Here is a 21,798-nt window from a genome sequence, read left to right as displayed (position 1 = left end):
TATTTCCCTCAATCCGCAATCGCGGGCATATTCTGGAGTTTAGGTAGAGCGCAGTTCGCCACGTGCCTGTTTGAAGACTTCGGCACTTCCCCACACCGCCAGTCCTGCCATGATGCTCGCCACAACCAGATCGGGCCACGCACGGCCGGTGCCGAAAACGCCAATCGCTGCCGCCAGCACGGCGATATTACCGATCGCGTCGTTGCGCGAACAGATCCACACCGAGCGCATGTTCGCATCGCCCGAGCGATACCGGAACAGCATCGCGGCGACGGCGAGATTTACCGCCAAAGCAAGAGAACCGATGGCGCCCATCGTTCCCGGGTCGGGCGACGCCCCGACAAAAAAACCCCAGATGGCCGAGCCGAGCACCCACAGGCCGAAAGCCAGCATGGTCGCCGCCTTTACGAGAGCCGCACGCGCGCGCCAGACGAGCGCCATGCCCGCTACGCCGAGACTGATAGCATAGTTTGCCGCATCACCGAGAAAGTCGAGCGCGTCGGCCTGCAAGGCGCGCGAATCCGCAGCAATGCCTGCCACGATCTCCACACCGAACATGATTGCATTAAGGCCCAGCGCGATCCACAGAATGCGCCGCCATGTCGGATCGTTGTTGTTTGCACCGCCCTCATCGGGACCGCAGCAGGTCTTTCCCATTTACTCGACTCCTTGCGTCGATCCGCCCTATGCACCTTGTAGTAACTACAAGGTCAAGCCGCAGGAGCCTTTGTCATGAGAATTGGTCAACTTGCCCGGATAACCGGCGTCAAATCCGAAACAATCCGCTTCTACGAGCGCGAAGGTATCCTCGCTGCCCCTCCGCGCACGAAGGCCAATTATCGCGACTATGGACCTGCAGAGGAAGCGCGCCTTAACTTCATACGGCGCGCGCGTGATCTCGGCTTCTCGATGGCACGCATCAGGGAATTGCTCGATCTCTCCGATGATGCCGACCGGTCCTGCGCGGGCATTGACGCTCTGGCCAGAAGCCATCTCGGCGAAGTCGAGCGCAAGATCGCCAGCCTGGAGGCGTTGCGGACGGAGCTTGGGCGCATGATCGCTGCCTGCGAGCAAGACACGGTAGGCGATTGTCGCATCATCGATGCACTTGCCGGTACCACCGAGCCTTGATGCCCGCGCCTCGTGCGCCAGTTCGGTCAGGCTCGCCGATGCACGGCTTTTGTCCGCCGCCCCTAAGAGACTTAACTTCGGGAAGGCCGACGAGTGCGAAGCTGCCCGTGTCGCCATCCCGGGTCTGTCGAACGGGTTATGATGCTGCTGTCGGCCAGTTCCAGACGGCCATTTTTTCAATGCTCATATCCTCCATCGTGTAGGCGATCCCGCCGACGCCAAGCCCGGAGCGGCGCAGCCCTGCAAAAGGCATCCAGTCGACGCGGAATGCCGTATGGTCGTTCACCATCACCGCCGATCCCGTCAGAGACCTGATGCAATGATTGGCGATTGACAGCCGATCGCTGAATACAGCGGCCTGAAAGGCGTAAGGCAGGGCATTGGCCTGCTCGATAGCCAGGTCGATATCGTCATAGCCATACACGCAGATCACGGGGCCGAAGATTTCTTCCTGGGATACCTTGGCGCTTTCCGGAGGATCAACAATGACGGTCGGGGAGAAAAGAGTGTCACTCAGACGGCTTCCCCCGCACACCAGGGTGCCTCCTGCTGCGATGGCTTCATCGACCCAGCGTTCGACGCGGTCAACTTCCTCCGTTCGGATCAGGGGTCCGCATTGGGTCTCAGCATCGGCGGGATCGCCCACGACCAGCTTTTCGGCAGCTCGCCCTAGGTCATTGGCGAAGTCTTTCAATTCTGCAGCAGGGACGAATACGCGCTGCACGGAAACGCAGACCTGACCCGAATGATAGAACCCGCCTTTTAGCAACGAGGCGATCACTGCTGCGCGCTCCACGCCGCTGTCCACGATTACCGGCGCCGCACCGCCGTGCTCGAGAGCAATGCGGGTTCCCGGCGCCAGCTTCGAGCGAAGCATCCAGCCGATTTTCGCAGAACCGATGAATGAGAAGAACGCCGTGCGCGGATCGGTTACCATTCTTTCGGCGACATTGTTGCTGCACGGAGCGAACCGGCACCAGGCCCCGGGCAGGCCGGCTTCATGGAGAATGCCCACGAAGCTCTGGCATGAAAGAGGCGTTTCCAGCGCAGGCTTGATGAGAACGGGGCACCCGGCTGCTACCGCCGGTCCAACCTGATGGACGATTAGGTTGAGCGGGTGATTGAATGCCGAGATCGCCACGACAGGACCGATCGGCTCGCGGAAGGTATATGCCGTCCTTCCCGCACCCGCTTCTGTCAGGTCCATGGGGATCTCGTGACCGCCGCCATCGCTGAGCGCCTGAACGCACAAGTCGACGCTGTTGATCGCGCGACCGGCTTCCACGCGCGCATCGACCAGGGGTTTGCCGCCCTCCCTGACGATCTGGAGAGCCAGATCCTCGGCTCGTTCGCGCATGATATCCGCAGCCCGCCGGAGGATGGCGACACGCTCGTGCACGGCAAGCCAGCCATGGCGGTCGCGGTGGAGCAACTGCGCTTCATTCAGCCATTCATCGATTTGAGCCCAGCCAACAAGCGGTACTTCTGCAATCGGCGAGCGGTCGAAAGGATTGTGAACGATCGTTTTCATAGCTCACACACCTTTGCGCCGAGTTCATCAATCAGCACCTTCTTGTTTTCGGAATAGTCGACGGGCAGATCGACAAGGTGCACGCCGCCAGCCTCGAATGCGGCGTTCAGGACCGAAACCAGATCCGCACTTCGCTCGACACGGTGGCCGGTCGCTCCATAGCTTTGTGCGTAGGTGACAAAGTCGGGATTGGAAAAGGTCAGGCCGTAGTCCGGAAAGCCAAGCTGGTCCTGCTTCCAGCGGATCATCCCGTATGCTGCATCATTCAGAACGAGAACGACAAGGTTCAGTCCAAGCCTGACGGCCGTTTCCAGTTCCTGCGAGTTCATCATGAACCCGCCATCGCCGCATACCGCGAGCACTCTGCGCCCCGGCGCCAGCATCGCAGCCATCATGGCGGATGGAAGGCCAGCACCCATCGTCGCCAATGCATTGTCGAGCAGGATGGTGCCAGGCTCGTGGGCGATGTAGTTTCTGGCGAACCAGATCTTGTAGATGCCGTTGTCGAGCGCAACGATATCATCGCGCGCCATTACGCTGCGTACGTCGGCAACCACGCGCTGGGGGACCATTGGAAAACGTTCGTCGTCGCTGGTCTCGGAGATGTGCGATGCAATCTCGTGATGCAGGGCGGTATAATAGCTGCGGTCGCACTGCAGCTTGCCATCCAGGCGGTTTCCCAGCCGCTCGACCGATCCGGCGATGTCGCCGATGACCTCGAGCTGCGGGAAGTAGACCTGATCGACTTCGGCTGCCTTGTAATTGATATGGATGACGGTCTGCCCGCCCGGCTCCATGAAGAAGGGCGGCTTCTCCACCACGTCGTGACCGATATTGACGATCAGATCGGCCTTTTCGATTGCGCAGTGAACATAATCGCCCGACGATAGCGCCGCGGTGCCCAGATAGAGCTCGCTATCTTCATCGACCACGCCCTTGCCCATCTGGGTGTCGAAGAAGGGAAAGCCGGTATCAGACACGAATTTGCGCAACGCTTTCGAAGCGCGGCGGCGGTTCGCTCCGGCACCGATCAGGAGCAATGGCCGCTCAGCCGCGATGATGCGCTCGGCCGCTTCGTCGAGCGCAGCATCTCCGGCGACCGCATAACGCCTGTCATGCGGCGGTATGACCGGTTCGATCGTTTCCTCTTCAGCGATATCTTCGGGCAGTTCCAGGAGGACGGCTCCGGGTCTTTCTTCCTGCGCCAGGCGGAAACCTTCGCGAACGAGAGAGGGGATGCGGTTGCCGTTCACAATCTGGGTCGAAGCCTTGCAGAGCGGAGTGAACAGGGAAACGACATCGACGATCTGGAACTGGGCCTGTTTCGATGTCTTTATCGGCTTCTGTCCGGTAATGATGACAAGCGGAAAGGCCCCGAGCGCGGCATAGGCCGCCGGTGTGGTCAGGTTCGTCGCCCCAGGCCCGAGAGTCGCCAGGCACACACCTGCCTTGCCGGTCAGGCGGCCATAGGTCGTCGCCATGAAGCCAGCGCCCTGTTCGTGACGGGCCAGAACCAGCGTGATGGCGGAAGTTCGCAGCGATTCCAGAAGATCCAGGTTTTCTTCGCCTGGAACGGCGAAAACATATTCGACGCCCTCGGCTTCGAGTGCGGCGACCATGAGATCGGATGCTTTCATTCGTTGGTCCTCATTTTACGAGTTGCAGGGCGGTTTATGCCGTGCGCTGCCAAGCTGCTTGCCCACAGCGACCGACCCGATCGCCGCGCTTGTCAATGGTCGTGGTCATGGTCGTGGTGATGGTTCTTCTCGACCTGATGGTCCGGGATCATGTCCGGATCACACTCCGCAGCGAGACAGGCTTCGAACGTTGCATGGGCGATGGCGTGCTGCGTCTCGAGCATACCGCGAGCCCGCGCCTTCACATCCTCGAAAGCCTGCAGCGAAGATTCGGCAGGAACGATATGCGCCTCAAGCGCGCGATAATGCTCACTGATGCTCCAGACATGGACGTGATGGACGTCGGCCACGCCTTCTGTGTCACGCAGGTCGCTCACAATGCGATCGAACTCGCTTTCGCCCGGCACCGCACCCATCAAGAGCCGCACCGTGCGAGGCAACAAAGTGACGCCCTGCCAGATCACATAGGCAGCAATGACCACAGTGATGATCAGATCGGCAATATAAAGTTCGTATCGCAGAATGAGTACGCCAGCCACGATCACACCGACCGAAGCCAGCGCATCGGACACATTGTGCAGAAAGGCGGCTTTCATGTTGAGGGAGTTCTTCGAGCTGGCGTAAACCATCACCGCCGTAACCACGTCGATCACCAGCGCTATCCCGGCGACCCAGATTACGGTCCACCCCTCAACGGGTTGAGGGTCTGCGAAACGGTTGATCGCCTCGACGAGCAGATAGAAACCGATGATAAGCAAAGTCGTCAGATTGATGAGCGCCGCGACGACTTCCGCACGAGCATAGCCGAAGGTCATAAGCTTGTCGGCTGGCCGGCGCCCGATCCGCCTCGCAAACAGAGCCAGTCCAAGCGATGCCGCGTCGCTGAAATTGTGCAGCGCATCGGCGATCAGTGCGAGCGAACCCGACAATATCCCCCCGATGATCTGGGCGACAGTCAGCAGGACGTTGAGGGCGACGGCCAATACAAGGCGGCCGTCGCTCATGCTTTCTTCGCCGTGACTGTGCCCGGCATGACCGCCCGATTGTGCCACTACCTGCCTCCTTTTTCTGTTCTCTTGGTCGTCGTAACGGACTGCGCGGGGGAATGCTGGAACGTGCTGTTCGAGACATCGAGTTCGCGCGACAGTTCTCCAAGCGCCGAGATCGCGAGGCCGAGCAGCGCGAACCCTCCGACGAATGCCAGGAGCGTAATATGATTGGCGGCGACCGATCCGGTTCCCATGCGAAGCAGCGCGCGCGCCGATGCAACTATAAGAAAGCCCGGGATAATAGCCGCTAGCCAACCTCGCCCGTTGTCGGTGAATCCGTGCAGCGCCCAAAAGGTCAAGAGAGCGATCCCGATGAAAAACAGGGAAAAGAGGACAAGTAGCGCAAGCTGGTCCATCCTGCTCACTTGGGCGGATCGGTATTCATCGATCGCCTGGCGTCCTATTTCCAGGTTCGCAAAAACAAGCGCTGCAGACACCGCCATTGCTGTCGTCGCGGATGCAGCAGCGGCAGCACCCAAGATAACGCTGTAAGGCAGGATATCGGACGCCATCGACACCGAGATGCGACGTACCAGGGTTGGCCTATCGGAGCATCGCTCAGGTCCGTCATCATCCGGTCTGAGTTTTGCGTATCGACCAAGCTCGTTGAAAATCAGAAGCAGCAGGCCGCCCGCCAGCATCAAACCAGTGAGTGTCCAGCGGGTGAGAGGAGATTGTCCCAGCGGAAGAGTTAGCAAGACGGCAAGGGCGGCAAAAGCACCCGAAACGCCGCCCGGCAGGAGCGGATGCAGGAAGCTCCAACTGCCTTTTGCCAATTTGCCGTCAATCATGACCCCGATGCCTGATAGCATCGCCAGGACAAGGACCCGCGAAAGGTCCTGCGCGGCAAACAAGGTATCGATTAGCGTCAATTCCTCTTCTCGCCGTGGACGGTTCCCGCCTCGTCGTGCACATCCATATGCGTATCGCGCAGGATCTGCACTCCGCCGTAAAGCGCTATGCAGGCGACCGCTATTCCGACCACTAGGTCGGGCCAGTTGGCACCGGTAATCAGCACAACGATGCCGGCGATGATGATCCCGCCATTGGAGATGAAGTCGTTGAAGCTGAAGGTTGTCGCCGCCCGCATATTGACGTCCTTGTTCTCCACCTTCTGCAACAGGCGCAGGCAATAGAGATTCACCAGTCCCGCGACGAACGCCATCGCCATCATCAGCATGCCGCCCGGATCGGAACCTTCCACGAACCGTCGGTAAGCATCGAAAATGACCCCAGCGGAGAAGACCAGCAGCATGATGCCGGAGAAACGCGCGGCCCCGCGTTTCCAAGTCCGCGAGCGGGTTAGCGCAAGCAGGCTGAGCGCATAAACGATTGCATCCGATGAATTATCGAGGCCGTTTGCCAACAGCGCGTTGGAATCGGCAAAATATCCGACCGCGAAGAAGCCGATCGCGATGGCGACGTTAAGCCACAGGACAACCCACAGGGTCTTGCGCTTTTCGGGCGACCCGGCATCGACCTCATGTCCGCCACTCATGCTGCGTCCTCCCCGGTTTGTACCCAGCTTTCCGCATGACTACGCTGTGATGGCCGGAAAAACTTCATTTCGGCGCGGAAGAGTGAGGATGACAATTTCCAGCCCCGCTCTTCCCATTTGCTGTCGCCGATCATGGCGATCCGGCCGAAACAATCCTTATGCCGGATGTCGAACTTGAGATCGCGCCAGAGACCTCCGAAGTTCCAACCCGAAAAGTCAGGCGCGAGCTCGATCACCATCGGGACGGTACCGGCCTCGCGCTCTGCGATATGTTCGAATTGGGGAATAAAGCGGTCATAGGCTTCATCCCCCAGCCTGCCTCCGGCGCGTATCCAGAGCAGTCCGTTCTCTTCCTTCAGTGCCAGCACCGTTTTTTCCTTTCCCGATCGGTCATGCGATGTCCTTCAGCTCGCGCTGCTCATCGCTTGTCACGTTGCGCCGCAGCCGGTCCCACCAGCGCTGTCGCCAGGTCCGGTCATCTTCTCTGGTACTGAAAACCAGCTTCAAAATTGCGGGCAAGACGAAGAGGGTCAGAGCGGTAGCGGTGATCAACCCTCCGATGACCACTGTCGCCAAAGGACGCTGCACTTCCGCGCCGGTCCCCGTCGCAATCGCCATCGGCACGAAGCCGAGCGATGCAACGAGCGCGGTCATGAGAACCGGCCTCAGGCGCGCCAGGCCACCGGCCACGATGGCGTCATCGAGCGCCATGCCCTTGTCGAGCCGCTGACGGATCGCAGTCACCATCACGAGCCCGTTCAAGGTCGCTACGCCCGACAGGGCGATAAAGCCTACCGCCGCAGAAACCGAGAATGGCATCCCGCGCAGGGCCAAGGAGAATATTCCGCCTGCCAGGGCCAGCGGGATCGCGCTGAACACGGCGAATGCCGGCACCCAGCCCCCGACCGCCATGTAGAGCAACAGGAGAATGACCGCGAACGCGATGGGAATGACGATCTGAAGTCTTTCCTGGGCAGCTTGGAGGTTCTGGTATTGACCGCCCCACTCGATAAACGCGGCAGCGGGCAGTTCGACTTGCGCCGCAACCCTTTCCTGCGCCTCTTCGACGAAAGACCCGAGATCGCGCTCCCGCACATTGGAGGAGACGATGACCAGTCTGCGTCCCTGTTCCCGGCGTACCTCCGCGAGACCATCCACCACACGGAACTCGGCAACCGAGCGTAGCGGTATGGTTGCCCCGTTCGGGAGAAGCACCGGCAAAGCACCGAGCTGGTCGAAATCGTCGCGGGTCGCGTCCGACAACCGCACAACCACATCGAAGCGGCGATCGCCTTCGAAAACGAGGCCCGCAGGCCGACCGCCCAGTGCGATCGCCACCGATTGCGCAACGTCTTCGACCTTCAGCCCGTAACGGGCAATCGCTGGCCGATCGAAGGCAATATCGAGGGTGGGGAACCCGGTCACTTGCTGGACCTTGACGTCCGCGGCGCCGTCGACATTGCGCAGCACGCCCGCAACCTCGTTCGCCGCCGAGGTCATGGCGCTGAGATCGTCTCCGTAGATCTTGACGGCAACATCTCCGCGAACGCCTGCGATCAATTCGTTGAACCGCAATTCGATCGGTTGGCTGAACTCGTAAAGGTTGCCGACGAGACTGCTGAGGGCGCTCTCCATTTGCGCGACCAACTCGTCCTTGGCGAGGTCGGGATCGGGCCATTCCTCACGGGGTTTGAGGATCACGTACGCATCGGAAGCGTTCGGCGGCATCGGGTCACTGGCCACTTCCGCCGTGCCCGTCCGCGAAAAGACGAGCTCGACCTGCTCAAACTGCTCGAGCCGGTCCTCGACCCGCCTTTGCATCGCGAGCGAACGTTCGAGCGATGTCGAAGGAATACGCAGCGATTGCACGGCGATGTCGCGCTCGTCCAATTGCGGTGTGAACTCGCTCCCGAGGAAGCTGAACACGAAGGCCGCAAAGGCGAAGATGCCGACGCCCATGCCGATGACCGGCCAAGGGCGGGTGATCGCCCTGCGGACCAGCGGTCCGTATCGCTCCTTGGCGATCCGGATCGGCTTGACCTCCTTTTCCGTCAGCTTCTTGTTGAGCAGGATGGCGATCATTGCCGGGACGAAGGTCAGCGACAACACGAACGCCGAGGCGAGCGCGAGCATGACCGTGATCGCCATGGGCGAGAAGGTTTTGCCTTCGACCCCGGTAAAGGTCAGAAGCGGTGCGAAGACGAGAAGTATGATCGCCTGCCCGTACACAGTCGGCTTGATCATTTCCTGCGCGGCAAGCCGCGTTTCCGTCAACCTTTCGCCCAGTGTGAGAAGCCGGCCTTCGTGTTCCTGCCGGGCCGCGAGCCTCGCGACACTGTTCTCGACGATGATGACGGCACCATCGACGATCAGGCCGAAGTCCAGCGCACCCAGGCTCATGAGATTGCCCGACACGCCGAGCCGGTTCATTCCGATCGATGCCATCAGCATGGAAAAGGGAATGACCAGCGCCGCGATGATCGCTGCCCGGATGTTGCCCAGCAGCAAGAACAGGATCGCGATCACCAGAAGCGCGCCTTCAACGAGATTCTTCTCGACGGTCGCGATCGTCGCATCGACCAGCGAAGACCGGTTGTAGACGATCTCCGCGACAATTCCTTCCGGCAGGGAGCTGCGAACTTCCTCGAGCCGTTCGGCCGCCTGGGCCGACACGGTGCGGCTGTTCTCGCCCGCGCGCATGAGCACGGTGCCCACGACCGCTTCATCGCCGTTCAGCGACGCCGCGCCCGTTCGCAGGTCGCCACCGATGCTGACCGTGGCGACGTCTCCTACGCGAATGGGGACTCCTTCGCGTGTAGAAACGACCGCCTGCTCGATATCCTCGACACTGCCGAGGCGCGCATCAACTCGGGCGAGGAGGGCTTCGCCTGCCCGCTCGACGAAATTGGCCCCTTCGGCGAGATTGGCCGCTTCCAGCGCATCGATCACTTCGTCGAACGATAAACCGTACCCGGTCAATCGCGCGGGATCGGGTTGGACAAGGTATTGCTTTTCGAAGCCGCCGATCGAGTCGACACCCGCCACACCGTCGACCGACCGCATGAGGGGGGCAACCACCCAGTCCTGGATGGTTCGCAGATAGGCAGCCTTGGCAACATCGCTGTCGAGCCGGTCGCCACGTTCGGTCACAAAGCTCCCGTCGGACTGCCAACCGACCGCTCCGCCCAGCGGTGCTTCCTTGCCGTCAGGAAACTCGTACTCGATGGTATACATGAGCACTTCGCCCAAGCCGGTCGAGATGGGTCCCATCACCGGTTCGGCACCCTCGGGTAGGGAGGCACTTATGGGCGTCAGCCGTTCGTTGACCTGCTGACGCGCAAAATAGATGTCGGTCCCTTCCTCGAAAATCGCGGTCACCTGGCTGAACCCGTTGCGCGATATTGAGCGGGTCATCTCCAGACCCTCGATACCGGCAAGCCCGGTTTCAACGGGATAGGTGACCTGCGTTTCGACTTGCGAAGGCGACAGGGCTGGTGCCTCGGTGTTGATCTGCACCTGTACATTGGTGATATCGGGCACGGCATCGATGGGCAGGCGCAGCAAATTCACCACGCCATAGATTGCCACACCGAGCGTCAGTACGACCATCGCCCAGCGAAAGCGCACGGCGACGTCGAGGATCCCGCCGATCAGGCCATGGCGGTGGGAGCGATCCGCGTCCTGCATGTGATCAGTGTCCATGCTCGGCCTCCTCCTTCTCGAGTTCAGCCTTCAGCAAAAAGGCATTGGCGGTGGCGATCCGCCACTGCGCTTCGAGACCGGACTCGATGACCACGCGTCCTCCCGAACGCGCACCGGTGACCACCGGACGGGCTTGAAACCCGCGGCGCGTGCGAACGAAGACCACTTCTGCGCCATCGATTGTCTGGACGGCACTTTCCGGCACCGACATGCGGCCTGTATCGACCTCACCCGAGGGGCGGATACGTGCCTGCAGGAAGGCCCCGGGTTGCAGACCGGGGATCGGTCTTGCCAGCGACAGGACCGCCGTAGCGCTGCGGCTTTCGGGATCGAGCGAGGGAGTGACAGACCGCACGCGCGCACCCACTTCCCGGTTGTCCGCGATTTCCAGCGTCGCCTCGTCGCCAGGCTCGATGCGGCTTGCTTCAGCCGACGGGAGGGCAACCTCGACCTGCATGCCGCTCGGATTCACGACCTGATAGAGTTCTTCCCCGGCATCGACGAAGGAGCCGAGAACGATAGGCGCCGAGGTCACTCGGCCTGCGAGCGGGCTCGTGACCGCAAGGGAGCGCCCGTCGCCGCTAACGCCCGCCGCGGAGACTGCCGCCTGGGCGCGCGCAAGTTCCGACTGGGCGACCTGCAGATTTGCTCGCGCGGCCTCGAGATCCTGCCGTGCGGTGACATTGGCCTCGAACAGGCGGCGCTCCCGATCGTAGGCAGCGGACAGTTCGTTGACCCTCGCGCGCGCTGCGCTCAACTGCGCTGCGAGAGCAGCCGCGTCGGCGCTCTCGATGCGGGCAATCGTCTCGCCCTGCCTCACGTAATCGCCCAGCGTTTTGCCGACACTGCGGACCACGCCCGCCGCGCGGGCATCGATGCGGGCACTTGCCGTCGGGCTTGCCGCGACGGTGGCCGGGAAGACCAGCTCGACCGCCGATCCCTGGCCGACGATTTCGACCACTATCTGGGACGCTTCAATTTGTTCGGCGCCAAGCAGGACAAGGCCTTCGGGAAGCTCGACCTCCTCACTCGTCTCCTCGGCGATTTGGTCAGCTTCGTTATCGGGCCACAGCATGAGCGCCGCGACTACAAAGAGAATCGAAAGGCCGATCGCAACGGCCAGACGTTTACGGTTCATCGGAAAATACCTCATTGTGCACCGAGCCAGATCAGTGTCGCCGCCAGGCGACCACGATCTTCCTGAGCTTGAATCAAAGCTTCACGGATGGTGTCACGCGCTTCGGCCGCAGCCAGAACTTCGATCAGCGGAAACCTGCCGTTGCGGTAGCCAATCCGAACGAGGCGCAAGGCTTCTTCGGCTTGGGGCAAGGACGTCTCCGCGAGGGTCTCGACCCGCGCTTCGGCTGCCAGAAATTGTCCGCGGGCCTGCGTGACCTCGAGTTCGAAATCGGTGCGGGCAATTGCTTCCCGCGCCGTCGCGGCGCGAAGCCGCGCTTCGGCAGCGGCGATGTTTCCCTGGTTGCGATTACGCAATGGAAGCGGGATCGAAACCCCCACGAGAAACGCCTGGTCTCGACTTTCCTCGAACCGTCGGACTCCGGCGGATATTGCCGGATCCGGAATGCCGAGAGAGCGTTCCCGGGCGATCGCGGCATCCGCGGCCTCGCGTTCGGCACGGGCGACCTGAAGTCGTAAGGCCGAAGGTGACGCGAGCAGCGTCGCCGGAGGTTCGATCTCGGGGAACACCGAAGGCACGTCCGTAGCAGGTGTTGCCTCGCCCCAAAGCGCGGCGAGCGCGTTCCTCGCCGTACTGTCGGCAGCCAGGGCCGCTTCAAGCTCCGCGAGCGCCTCCGCAAGTGCCGCTTCGGCACGAAGCGATCGCAGAGGAGGCTCCCGCCCAACATCGACCAGTACGCCTGCGATCCTGGCAAGCTCGCGATTGCGCTCGACTATGTCCCGCGCGAGTTCCAATCGGGCTGCCGCAGCGACGGCTTCGACATAGCGTTCGCGCACCGATCGCCCGAGCTGAGCAACCGAGAGCGCTCCTGAAAGGGTCGCGACGCGCGCTTCCGCCTGGGCGGCGCGGACGCGCGCTCCCCGTTTGCCGCCCAATTCGAGCCGCTGGCTCAGGGACAAAGTATACTCGGTGGCCTGCAATCCCGAAAACGCGCCGCTCCCGGCAATGTTTTCGGCTTCGAAAGCAATTTCTGGGTTGGGCCGCAGCCGCGCCTGGTCGACTAGGGCCCGCGCCGCGTCGGCTTCGGCCCGCGGTCCGATCAGGCGCGGATTTTCTGGGGGCTCATCTGCGCTGTCGACGATGCCCGCACGAGCGAGCGCAGCTTCGAGCGTCAGAAGCTCACGCTCCTGCGCCGCCACGGTCGTGGCTTGAGCGGCGAGGAACAGCCCTCCAAGGAGGACCCCTCGCCAATGAATGGCTGACATTTTTCGAATATTCCTCTGCTGACGATCCGAACTGCGCTGCGGCATGTAGCGCGGTGACGGTCGTCAGGCGCGAGGGGGGCGCTTCAGTCGGTCGGCAATGTCGAAAGCGAGCGCTTCGGCGGGAGGCGCATCGGGAACCACAACCAAGTGAGGAACCGAATTCTTCTGCACGGTGCTGGCAAAGCTCGCCCCATGATGACAATGGCCGTGCCCACACACGCCGTGTTGCTCGGTCGGCGCATCCGGATCGCCCGGAACTTCGTCAGTAGCTGCGGATGACGCGGACGCGCTGTCGAGCGAAACCAGAACGGGCGTGCTTCCGGGCGCCACTTCGGCGCCGCAAGCAGCAGCATCCGCCGCCGTCACGAACACCATCGCGACCAGCATGAGCAGGACGACGAAAGGATGCAGGACAAGGCGACGATAGCTTGTGGTCATGGATTCCGACGGCTCCTAGCAAACCGGATCAAGATTGCAAGCTCCGTAACACGATGAAGTATAAGTCTTTTGTTATAGTATAACAGTCCTCGAATACTGTTTCGGTCTTTTAGAACGGCGCGATCAGGCCGCGCGAAGCTCGGGATGCGGATGCTCGCAGCGATGAACTTCGATCGTGACGTGCACATATTCTGCATGCTCTGAAAGTCGGCTGGCATAATTGTCGGGCGCGAGCGGATCATCGGCGATGAGCGAGGCGATGACTGCATACTTGCCGGGACCGATCCGCCAGATGTGCAGATCGCCGATCGCGGCGTCCCGGTCCTCGAGCGCCTCGCGCACCTCTGTGTACCGTTCAGAGGCCGCTTCGGCGTCGACAAGCACGGCAGCGGTATCGCGCAGCAGTGACCATGACCAGCGCCCGATCACGAATGCACCCACCAGCCCCATTGCCGCGTCCATCCATGCCCAGCCGAGGTACATGCCGGCGAGAAGGGCCACGATAGCCAGGACCGAGGTCAGGGCATCGGCAAGCACGTGGAAATAGGCGGAGCGCAGATTGTTATCGGCATGCGCATGGTCGTGGTGATGATGATGGTCATGATCATGCCCATGGTGATGATTGGCACCAAGCAGCCAGGCACTCGCGAGGTTCACCACGAGGCCGAGCACGGCGATCCAGATCGCCTCGGTATAGGCAATCGTGAGCGGACTGACGAACCTTTGAGCCGATTCAACCGCGATCCCGATTGCGAAGATGGCGAGGACAAGCGCGCTCGCGAAGCCGGCGAGGTCGCCCACCTTGCCGGTACCGAATGTGAAACGCGGGTTGTTCGCATGGCGCTTGGCAAACCAGTAGGCGAAGGCCGCGACGCCCAAGGCACCTGCATGGGTCGCCATGTGGATACCATCGGCGAGAAGCGCCATCGATCCAGTCCACAGCCCCGCAACAATTTCGATCACCATCATCGCGGCGGTCAACGCGACAACATAGCGCGTGCGCTGCTCATGCGCGTCGTGCGAAGCGCTCAGAAAGTTGTGATCATGGGCGAGCGGTTTAGAGTCGGCGTGGTGCATGCGAGGCTGATAATCGGTATTACGGAAGGGCGAAACCTGAATGGAGCTTTCGACTCCGAGACCGAGGTGAATTTCGGACCTAGTAATTCCTTCCCGTCAGTCAGACCGAGAATCTGGTATTGCGAAAAGTAGGACCTCACTTCTCGCGATATCCGCTGCATTTACTCTCAATCCTACCTGTGCGATGAGCGTCAGCGTTTGAAAATCAACAAGATACGACAGGTATCCTATCGGTCCGATTCTGTTCATCCCGGGAAGGTCACAAGCTGGCCATGAATGCAAAAGTCATCACGAATTTCCAGCTTGGCAGCCGCGAATCCTCCTCGGCGCCGGATGTCTTGCCCTTGGCTACAGAGCATGCGCTGCAATCCGCCGGAGCTGCTTTCCATGCGCTCGCCGACACCATGCCGCAGATGGTTTGGTCGACTCTTCCCGACGGCTCCCACGATTATTACAATGCGCGCTGGTATGAATTCTCGGGTGTCCCTGTCGGATCAACCGACGGCGAAGGATGGGCCGGGATGTTTCATGAGGATGACCAGGCCGATGCATGGAATAAATGGAACCACAGCCTCGCTACCGGCGAACCGTACGAGGTTGAATATCGCCTGAGGCATCACAGCGGTGATTATCGCTGGATGATCGGTCGTGCGCTGCCGATCCTCAACGAGCAGGGTGAGATACAGCGCTGGATCGGCACTTGTACGGATATCGACGAGCAGAAGCGCACCGCCCTCCAAAACTGTTTGAAAGCGTCCAGGTCCTCAACGGCGCCAGCGCCTTCCTGAACGGTGCAGCACCGGGCGGATCGGGACTTGGCGGAAGCGTCAATCTGCAGCTCAAGAGGGCCGGAGACACCGACCTCAATCGCGTAACCGTTTCAGCCAGCGAGAATGCCCACTTCGGCGGCAGCTTCGATGTCGCTCGCCGCTTTGGCCAGAACGGCGAATGGGGCGTTCGCCTGAATGCAGCCTATCGTGACGGCGAAACGTCGATCGACCGTGAAGATCGCCGCACTCAGGTCGTGGGCGGTGCGATCGATTATGACAGTGGCCCGCTACGGGCAGCTCTCGACCTGGCGTTCCAGAATGTCCGGATCGACGCCTTGCGGCCGAAGGTCACCGTCGGAAGCGCAACGATCCCCGCCGTTCCCGATGGCGATGCGAACTATGCGCAGGATTTCACCTACACCGAACTGCGCGATGTTTTCGGCGCGCTGGCCGTGGAATACGATCTTGCCGACAATGCATTGGCATACTTCAGGGCCGGTGCGCGCGACGGGCGCGAGGAAGGCATTTACGGCGGCATTACCGTTCTCGATGCCGGTAGCGGTGCTGCCAGCGGCACGGCGCTGTTCGTCCCGCGGACCGACAATAACGAAGCGGTCGAAGCTGGCATCCGCGTGAAGTTGGGCGAAGCGATCACCCACGAGTTCAATTTCGGCGGCAATGCCAGCTGGCAGGTGAACCGCAACGCCTATGATTTCCGTTACGGGCCTGGTTTTGCCGGCTACGCCACCAATATCTACGACGCCCCGCAGGCCGAACTGCCGTCTTCGGCCCTCGTCGGCGGCGACCTTGAGGATCCCTTCCCGATTTCGCGGACGCGGCTCTGGAGTGCTTTCGCATCGGACACGATCGGGATGATCGAAGACCGTTTGCAGGTCACGGCGGGCCTGCGCCTGCAATCCATCAATGTGAAGAGCTACAGCTATTTCGGCGGCGACCTGGCGACCGAATACGATGAAAGCGCAGTCACGCCCGTAATCGGCGTGGTCCTCAAGCCCTTCGATGGCCTGTCGCTATATGGCAACCGGATCGAGGCGCTCCAGCAAGGTCCGACAGCGCCCCTCGATCCGGCGCTCGTCAGCAATCCGGGAGAGGTGCTCGCGCCCCGCAAGTCGCTGCAGTACGAGGTTGGAGGCAAGCTGGCACTGGGCGATGTCTTCGTCGGTCTCGGCGCCTACCGCCTTGAGCGACCGGGAGAGGGTGTGCTTGCCGACGGCAGCTTCGGATACCTCGGGGATCAGACGCACCAAGGCATCGAGTTCACGGTCAACGGCGATCTGACACCCAGCCTGAGACTGATCGGCGGCGCAGCTCTGACCGATGCGAAGCTCGTCAGCGGCAACGAGGTACCTGGCGTTTCCGAATACACCGCCAATGCAGACTTGGAGTGGGACTTGGGCTTTGTGCCTGGCGCGACGATCACAGCGCGTGCAGTGCACACGGGTCCGCAGTGGGTCGATGCCGCCAACACGCTCGAACTCGATAGCTGGACGCGTATCGATCTCGGTGCGCGCTACGTCTTCGCGGCGGACGACACGCCGGTCACGCTCCGCCTTTCGGCCGATAATATCACGAACGAAAAGTACTGGGCCAGCGCGTTCGACGTCTTTTCTGCCGCACTGCTGCAAGGAACCCCGCGCACAATCAAAGCCAGCATCTCTGCCGACTTCTAAGTTGGGCTGCGATGGGTCCGCTAGTGGTCAGTCCGGTCCTGGTCGACAAGGCGCAGATAGCGGACATTCGGCTTGCGACCCGTGAGCGGACATTGGTCGCATTACACCGCTGTGTGAAAGCAGTCGTTGGGTTGGAATGGAGAGAACTCCGGCGATCGGGTGCTGCTCAACCCAACATAGATCCGGCGTCGGAGGCAGCTGTAGGGTAAGCAAACATAGTCGATTTAATATCGTCCGCATTAAGCCCATGTCGGATGGCTAAGCCGAAGATATTGATCAGTTCGTCAGCGTCAGGGCCGACCAGGTGAGCCCCAAGGATGCGTCCTGTTCCAGTTTCGACCAGCACCTTGTGGCCGTAGATCTCTTCGTTCAGCCGCCTTGCCGAAAACCAACCTGGGTGCGATCCAGCATTCACCGTGAAATCCAAACCTGCCTCGTGCGCCTCGCTTTCCAGCATTCCGACCCGCGCCGCCGGCGGCTCCGTGAAAAGTGCACTAGGAACCCCACAATAGTTCGGAGCTCGGCCGCTATCTTCGAGTATGTTCTCAAGAACCACTTTGGCATCATGACTGGAGACCGGAGTCAGTGGCGGACCATTTGCAGCAGCGTCACCCGCCGCGAAGACTTTGGGGTTGCTTTGGCTTCGTAGTTGAGCGGTAAGCACCAAGCGACCCTCGTCACAGGCGACGTCTCCCGCCCCCAGATCGAGCGAACCGATCGCAGGGACTCTTCCGGCAGCGTGCACCACCAAGTCCCCTTCGATCCTGCGGTCGCCAGCATGGACGGTCAGAACGCCGCCTCTCTTCGCTACGCTGTTCACCTCGGCGTCCACGATTTCAATGCCGAGATCGTCGAAACTCGGCATGAGCCAATCGACCGTGTCAGGGTCGAAGGCTTTCAGAATGCGGCCTCGTTGGATGATGGTCACCTTTGCACCTGCCCGCGCCGCGAGGTGGGCAAATTCCGCAGCTATGTATCCACCGCCGACGAATACGATCCGATCTGGAAGGGTTTCGAGTTCTAGGAATGCATCGCTGTGGGTCAGCAACGGCTCGCCTTCGATGCCAAGTGATCGAGGCTCCGCCCCCGTCGCGATAAGAGCGTGGGAAAAACACAGTTCGGTCTCGCCTATCACGATCCGGCCGGGGCCAGCGAAGCGAGCCGTGCCGTGGAAGGTCGCGACGCCCTTTCGCTCGTAGCGAGCTTCCTGCTTTTCAGGGACGGGGTCGGTGAAGCTGCGCTTGAATGCCTGGAGGTCACCCCAGTCAATCGAAACAGAACCTTCGATACCCTTCCCCTTCAATCGCCTGTGTGCAGCGAGCGCTTCCTCTCCACTCACCATCATCTTTTTCGGATCGCACCCTCGGAGCGCGCATGTGCCACCGTAGGGCCTGTAATCGATAACCGCGCAACGCTTCCCGGCGTCGGCCATCTGGTGGACCGCGACCTGCGCAGCCGTTCCCGATCCGATCGCAATGAAATCGAAAGCCTCAGCCATTGCAGCAGTCCCCTTCCTGTATCGGAGGACAGCGAACTGTGCCGTAGGAGCAGAACACGCAGCAATCGCCGTGGAGCGGCTTGAGACGCACGCCGCAGCCCGTGCAAGTGTAGAAGAACATGCAGGCGTTGGTCGGCATTTCCATGTCTTCTTCATGACCGCATTCGGGGCAGCGCAAGCGCGAGATCAGGATCGGATCAGCCATAGAGGAAGGCACCTGTCAGCAGCGCAGCACCGATGGCAATCCCTATGGCGGTCAGCGCTCGATAGGTCGGTGATCCGCATGCACTGTCCGCCGGGCATGTTTGTGCCTGCCTAAACTGCCAGAGCAAACGGAGGGTCGCAGCGAGGAGAAGAGCCGACGCGAGGGTCAGCAGGGGGAGGCGATAGGGGGCTACGACAGGCGAGATGCTGCCAAGCCACGCGGAACCCACACCAACTGACGTAAGCGTCAATGGGAGTGCACAGCAAGCAGCTGCTCCGAAGGCAGCAAAGACACCGCTGCCCGCCGCTAATCCGTTCCACCAAGTGCTGAAGCTGCGCACCAGTCGTCCCTTTCCAAAACCCGATTCCCGCAATTATTTACAGTCTGTAGCAACTACAGACTCAAGGGGTTTCGTGTGAAAATCGGTGATGTATCGAAACAGACCGGATGCAAAATCGAGACAATCCGATATTATGAGCGGATAGGAGTCATCGACCCGCCTCCACGAAGGGGCGCTTACCGCGACTACGGTCCTCGGGACATCGAGCGGCTGCGTTTCGTTCGGCGTGCGCGCGAACTCGGCTTCTCCCTTGAAGAGGTGCGGGCGCTGCTCGACCTCACACCGGGGCCCGATGTGCATTGCGATCAAGTGCAATCAATCGCGGAACAGCATCTCGGGAACGTCCGCGCCAAGCTGGCGGACCTCGCGCGCATGGAAACTGCTCTGACAAAATTGATCAGGCAGTGTGGCACTACCAGTGATGATCGGTGCCCGGTATTGGAAAGCTTAGCCGGCGAAGGCTAATCCAGCAGATCCAAGCTACGGACCAACGTTCCATCCAACACTCACAATTGACTCAGCCTGCCAGAGCAGAAAAGCAAGCGGTCCGCTTTCGGGCACCTTGCTATGCGCGGGCTACGTCCAGAATCCGGGCGTATTGTGTTGAAAAACTCTGCCACCCGTTTTGGTCGGTAACACTAGAACTTTGGCACGCCTCGTAGTGTAACAATGATTCAAGCGGCAAGCTCACTCTGAATTTTTGTTGCCCGAAATTAACCTCCGGCGCGGCGGGGCCGACTTTTTCAACACAATACGGGCGTAAAGCTGACATTGATATCGCCCAACTCGCATAGGGAGAAATTGAATTTGGAGTCCCGAAAAAGGCATCGAACCAATGCATTAGACGGCTTTTGAGGGCCTTTTGAGGGCTTTTTGGAGACGACCGAATTCCTAGCTATCTGATAACACGTAAAAAATTATTTCGAATGTGATGCCTCTTCTGGGCACCATTAGCTTAAAGCATTGAAATACATAGAAAAATGGGATACTTTGAGGACTCACATTGGTTCTCCAAATTCTTGTCTCGGCTTGTCTTTTCCCTTCTCTTTCAATGCCTATCGGTCTCCAGCGTTCGAATCATCGATAGTCCCGGATCATTCTGGCTTGAAATTCTTGCGGGCCTTTCTATGGGCCTTCTGAAAATCCGAATTAGGAGGCCCGCATCGTCATTCCCGTGAGGAACGCCTCTTTCCTGTCTCTTGAGCGATTGCCACGCTTGGGGAAGTTTGGGGAGCGGTCTAGGCAACTTACCCTGCAATTCGTATGAATTGAGGAGATGCTGCGTAAATCTTGCATTTCCGGTCTTTACCCTGCATTTTCGTGAAATCGCAGATTGCAGGGTAATACATGAACTTCAAACCGTTTTCCGACGAACAGGCAAGGGTGATCGTCAATCTCGAGCAGACCTACCAGGTCTGGATGGAGGCCCTGCGTGCGCTGAATGAGATGCCCTACAACATGCGCATTAAGGAGGTTTCTGGTCGAGAATATCTTTATGAGGTTACAGATCGGCGCGGATCGATGAAGAGCAAGGGCCCGCTCGATCAGGAAAAGCAGGCTGAATTCGACGTTTACAAGGCTGAGAAGGCAGAGCTCAAGGAACGTCTTTCAGGAAGCAAGGACGCGCTCAAGGAACAAGCGAGCCTGTACCGCGCGCTGCGTCTCCCAATGCTCCCGGCGGAGGCGGGCAAGATCCTGCGCGAAGCTGACCGCCTTCGTTTTCTTGGACATCAGGCCATGGTAGTCGGCACCAACGCTCTGATTGCATATGCCTTGGAGGCAAATGGATTCATTCGAGATGCGCCCGACACAACACTGGATTTTGACATGGCGTTGACCGGAATCGAGGCTGATGAGGACCGACCAACCTTATGGAAAGTGCTTAAAGAAGCCGACTTGACCTACTCGGTGAACACCGAGCGGCCTTTCCAGGCACGCAACGCCAAGGCATACGAGGTGGAAATTCTTTCGGCCCCTAGCCGCATTAGCGGACAAGTCTTGCAGGACCGACCTCGGCCCATACCGCTACCCGAACAGGAATGGCTGTTGAATGGACGACCGGTCGACCGCGTCGTTGGTGTACGCGACGGCGAAGCTGCGCGCATGGTTGTTCCCGATCCGCGATGGTTCGCCTTGCAGAAACTGTGGATGGCAGAAAAGCGTGAGCGCGATCCGCAAAAGAAGCCCAAGGATCGCAAGCAAGGAAATGCCGTGCTTGATGCAGTCTGGGTTGCCATGCGGCATTACCCATTGGATGAAGAATTCTGCAAAGAGCTGCCCGAAGTATTGAAGCCGCATTTTGAACGATGGGATGCCAAGAAACCGCAGCGCGATTAAGCGATCCGACGCCGGCTCCCTTGTTATCGGTTGCTTTCAGGTCATCGGTAGGTGTCGCCGTACTAAGCTTTCCGGGATCACTGTCGTAGCGATGGTGACAGAAACTGGGCCGATTGCGGACTGTCGGCTTTTTGGGAAATTTGTACGGATATTACATGTAGCGGCGCGAGGCTGGTCGGAGCGAGAGTCTCGCGCTGAATTTTGTCTTCCGACATGCGTTGTGAGCGGGGTGGGTTATTGCGCCGTCGCTCTCCAGTTGAATAGCCCCTAGATTTGTGGACGCCTTCTTTCCTAAATTTGAGGACAGGAGGCGACGATGGGGAAAGCTAATTTCAGCGACGAGTTCAAGCGTGATGCGGTGGCCCAGATCACCGAGCGCGGCTACCGGGTGACCGAGGAGCGCGACATCCTAAAAAAAGCCACCGCGTATTTGACCTTTGGCCACTTCGTTCCGCCAGGGATGCAAAGTGAGATACGCGTTCGTTGCCGAG

Annotated in this window: 19 protein-coding genes and 2 pseudogenes; 6 read left to right on the top strand and 15 right to left on the bottom strand. The window is 60.2% G+C overall.

Features of this window, described 5'->3' with window-relative positions; all coding sequences use genetic code 11:
• Positions 1 to 39: 39 nt before the first annotated feature.
• A complete protein-coding gene (locus B2G71_RS03775; RefSeq protein ID WP_008603825.1) occupies positions 40 to 657 on the bottom strand; it encodes a cation transporter in 618 nt (205 codons plus the stop codon).
• 75 nt (positions 658 to 732) lie between these two features.
• Between B2G71_RS03775 and B2G71_RS03770 the strand changes: the two genes are divergently transcribed.
• Positions 733 to 1,131 carry a helix-turn-helix domain-containing protein gene (locus B2G71_RS03770; protein WP_008603824.1) on the top strand — a complete coding sequence of 133 codons (399 nt, stop codon included), beginning with the start codon at positions 733 to 735 and terminating at the stop codon, positions 1,129 to 1,131.
• 136 nt (positions 1,132 to 1,267) lie between these two features.
• On the opposite strand, the gene B2G71_RS03765 is transcribed toward B2G71_RS03770, so the two are convergent.
• From B2G71_RS03765 to dmeF, 11 genes are all read right to left on the bottom strand, one after another.
• On the bottom strand, positions 1,268 to 2,662 hold the full coding sequence (locus tag B2G71_RS03765; protein ID WP_066761539.1) for an aldehyde dehydrogenase family protein: 1,395 nt from the start codon (positions 2,660 to 2,662) through the stop codon (positions 1,268 to 1,270).
• Positions 2,659 to 4,299 (bottom strand): acetolactate synthase large subunit, encoded by a 1,641-nt coding sequence (locus B2G71_RS03760; protein WP_066761537.1) that lies wholly within the window; start codon positions 4,297 to 4,299, stop codon positions 2,659 to 2,661. The genes B2G71_RS03765 and B2G71_RS03760 overlap by 4 nt, the downstream gene beginning before the upstream one ends.
• Before the next feature lie 92 nt (positions 4,300 to 4,391).
• Positions 4,392 to 5,351: a cation diffusion facilitator family transporter gene (locus B2G71_RS03755; protein ID WP_066761535.1), complete on the bottom strand. Its 960-nt coding sequence runs from the start codon at positions 5,349 to 5,351 to the stop codon at positions 4,392 to 4,394.
• Positions 5,351 to 6,220 carry a hypothetical protein gene (locus tag B2G71_RS03750; protein ID WP_141521486.1) on the bottom strand — a complete coding sequence of 290 codons (870 nt, stop codon included), beginning with the start codon at positions 6,218 to 6,220 and terminating at the stop codon, positions 5,351 to 5,353. The genes B2G71_RS03755 and B2G71_RS03750 overlap by 1 nt, the downstream gene beginning before the upstream one ends.
• Positions 6,217 to 6,846 (bottom strand): cation transporter, encoded by a 630-nt coding sequence (locus B2G71_RS03745; protein ID WP_054522854.1) that lies wholly within the window; start codon positions 6,844 to 6,846, stop codon positions 6,217 to 6,219. The genes B2G71_RS03750 and B2G71_RS03745 overlap by 4 nt, the downstream gene beginning before the upstream one ends.
• Positions 6,843 to 7,214, bottom strand: coding sequence for an STAS/SEC14 domain-containing protein (locus B2G71_RS03740; protein ID WP_066761531.1), 372 nt, complete (start codon positions 7,212 to 7,214; stop codon positions 6,843 to 6,845). Before B2G71_RS03740 ends, B2G71_RS03745 begins: the two co-directional genes overlap by 4 nt.
• A gap of 22 nt (positions 7,215 to 7,236) precedes the next feature.
• Positions 7,237 to 10,500 (bottom strand): CusA/CzcA family heavy metal efflux RND transporter, encoded by a 3,264-nt coding sequence (locus B2G71_RS03735; protein WP_141521514.1) that lies wholly within the window; start codon positions 10,498 to 10,500, stop codon positions 7,237 to 7,239.
• Between the two features lie 37 nt (positions 10,501 to 10,537).
• A complete protein-coding gene (locus B2G71_RS03730) occupies positions 10,538 to 11,686 on the bottom strand; it encodes an efflux RND transporter periplasmic adaptor subunit (protein ID WP_066761529.1) in 1,149 nt (382 codons plus the stop codon).
• Between the two features lie 11 nt (positions 11,687 to 11,697).
• Entirely contained in the window at positions 11,698 to 12,996 is a 1,299-nt protein-coding gene (locus B2G71_RS03725) for a TolC family protein (protein ID WP_240530001.1), read from the bottom strand.
• Between the two features lie 18 nt (positions 12,997 to 13,014).
• Positions 13,015 to 13,389: a hypothetical protein gene (locus tag B2G71_RS03720; protein ID WP_066761525.1), complete on the bottom strand. Its 375-nt coding sequence runs from the start codon at positions 13,387 to 13,389 to the stop codon at positions 13,015 to 13,017.
• Between the two features lie 123 nt (positions 13,390 to 13,512).
• Positions 13,513 to 14,466: a CDF family Co(II)/Ni(II) efflux transporter DmeF gene (gene dmeF / locus B2G71_RS03715; RefSeq protein WP_098104448.1), complete on the bottom strand. Its 954-nt coding sequence runs from the start codon at positions 14,464 to 14,466 to the stop codon at positions 13,513 to 13,515.
• Between the two features lie 392 nt (positions 14,467 to 14,858).
• Here dmeF and B2G71_RS03710 point away from each other — a divergent pair.
• Together B2G71_RS03710 and B2G71_RS03705 are read left to right on the top strand one after the other, a co-directional pair.
• Positions 14,859 to 15,191 (top strand): annotated as a pseudogene (locus B2G71_RS03710) (PAS domain-containing protein); the annotation flags it as partial.
• The gene (locus tag B2G71_RS03705) at positions 15,167 to 16,927 is read left to right on the top strand and encodes a TonB-dependent siderophore receptor (RefSeq protein ID WP_240530000.1); all 1,761 of its coding nucleotides are present in this window, start codon (positions 15,167 to 15,169) and stop codon (positions 16,925 to 16,927) included. The pseudogene B2G71_RS03710 and the gene B2G71_RS03705, both read left to right, overlap by 25 nt.
• 166 nt (positions 16,928 to 17,093) lie before the next feature.
• On the opposite strand, the gene B2G71_RS03700 is transcribed toward B2G71_RS03705, so the two are convergent.
• From B2G71_RS03700 to B2G71_RS03690, 3 genes are read right to left on the bottom strand one after another with little or no spacing between them, the layout of a single operon-like run.
• Entirely contained in the window at positions 17,094 to 18,425 is a 1,332-nt protein-coding gene (locus B2G71_RS03700; RefSeq protein ID WP_046903607.1) for an NAD(P)/FAD-dependent oxidoreductase, read from the bottom strand.
• Complete coding sequence (locus tag B2G71_RS03695) at positions 18,418 to 18,630, bottom strand: GDCCVxC domain-containing (seleno)protein (protein ID WP_053833516.1); 213 nt, start codon at positions 18,628 to 18,630, stop codon at positions 18,418 to 18,420. Before B2G71_RS03695 ends, B2G71_RS03700 begins: the two co-directional genes overlap by 8 nt.
• Positions 18,623 to 18,970: a mercuric transporter MerT family protein gene (locus B2G71_RS03690; protein ID WP_082347936.1), complete on the bottom strand. Its 348-nt coding sequence runs from the start codon at positions 18,968 to 18,970 to the stop codon at positions 18,623 to 18,625. Before B2G71_RS03690 ends, B2G71_RS03695 begins: the two co-directional genes overlap by 8 nt.
• A gap of 75 nt (positions 18,971 to 19,045) precedes the next feature.
• Here B2G71_RS03690 and B2G71_RS03685 point away from each other — a divergent pair, with 75 nt between their 5' ends.
• From B2G71_RS03685 to B2G71_RS23665, 3 genes and pseudogenes are all read left to right on the top strand, one after another.
• Positions 19,046 to 19,435, top strand: coding sequence for a helix-turn-helix domain-containing protein (locus B2G71_RS03685; protein ID WP_046903606.1), 390 nt, complete (start codon positions 19,046 to 19,048; stop codon positions 19,433 to 19,435).
• Between the two features lie 882 nt (positions 19,436 to 20,317).
• Positions 20,318 to 21,307, top strand: coding sequence for a GSU2403 family nucleotidyltransferase fold protein (locus tag B2G71_RS03680; RefSeq protein WP_066761518.1), 990 nt, complete (start codon positions 20,318 to 20,320; stop codon positions 21,305 to 21,307).
• Between the two features lie 316 nt (positions 21,308 to 21,623).
• A pseudogene (locus B2G71_RS23665) lies at positions 21,624 to 21,798 on the top strand (transposase); the annotation flags it as partial.

This window comes from Novosphingobium sp. PC22D (assembly GCF_002556635.1).
GTDB lineage: Bacteria > Pseudomonadota > Alphaproteobacteria > Sphingomonadales > Sphingomonadaceae > Novosphingobium.
This window is presented reverse-complemented; position numbering and strand designations above follow the sequence as displayed.

What these genes read in the sequence shown, in the direction of transcription:
- B2G71_RS03775 (WP_008603825.1), bottom strand. Translation starts at nt 657, where the DNA reads ATGGGAAAGACCTGCTGCGGTCCCGATGAGGGCGGTGCAAACAACAAC.
- B2G71_RS03770 (WP_008603824.1), top strand. Translation starts at nt 733, where the DNA reads ATGAGAATTGGTCAACTTGCCCGGATAACCGGCGTCAAATCCGAAACA.
- B2G71_RS03765 (WP_066761539.1), bottom strand. Translation starts at nt 2,662, where the DNA reads ATGAAAACGATCGTTCACAATCCTTTCGACCGCTCGCCGATTGCAGAA.
- B2G71_RS03760 (WP_066761537.1), bottom strand. Translation starts at nt 4,299, where the DNA reads ATGAAAGCATCCGATCTCATGGTCGCCGCACTCGAAGCCGAGGGCGTC.
- B2G71_RS03745 (WP_054522854.1), bottom strand. Translation starts at nt 6,846, where the DNA reads ATGAGTGGCGGACATGAGGTCGATGCCGGGTCGCCCGAAAAGCGCAAG.
- B2G71_RS03730 (WP_066761529.1), bottom strand. Translation starts at nt 11,686, where the DNA reads ATGAACCGTAAACGTCTGGCCGTTGCGATCGGCCTTTCGATTCTCTTT.
- B2G71_RS03725 (WP_240530001.1), bottom strand. Translation starts at nt 12,996, where the DNA reads ATGCCGCAGCGCAGTTCGGATCGTCAGCAGAGGAATATTCGAAAAATG.
- B2G71_RS03720 (WP_066761525.1), bottom strand. Translation starts at nt 13,389, where the DNA reads ATGACCACAAGCTATCGTCGCCTTGTCCTGCATCCTTTCGTCGTCCTG.
- dmeF (WP_098104448.1), bottom strand. Translation starts at nt 14,466, where the DNA reads ATGCACCACGCCGACTCTAAACCGCTCGCCCATGATCACAACTTTCTG.
- B2G71_RS03700 (WP_046903607.1), bottom strand. Translation starts at nt 18,425, where the DNA reads ATGGCTGAGGCTTTCGATTTCATTGCGATCGGATCGGGAACGGCTGCG.
- B2G71_RS03695 (WP_053833516.1), bottom strand. Translation starts at nt 18,630, where the DNA reads ATGGCTGATCCGATCCTGATCTCGCGCTTGCGCTGCCCCGAATGCGGT.
- B2G71_RS03680 (WP_066761518.1), top strand. Translation starts at nt 20,318, where the DNA reads ATGAACTTCAAACCGTTTTCCGACGAACAGGCAAGGGTGATCGTCAAT.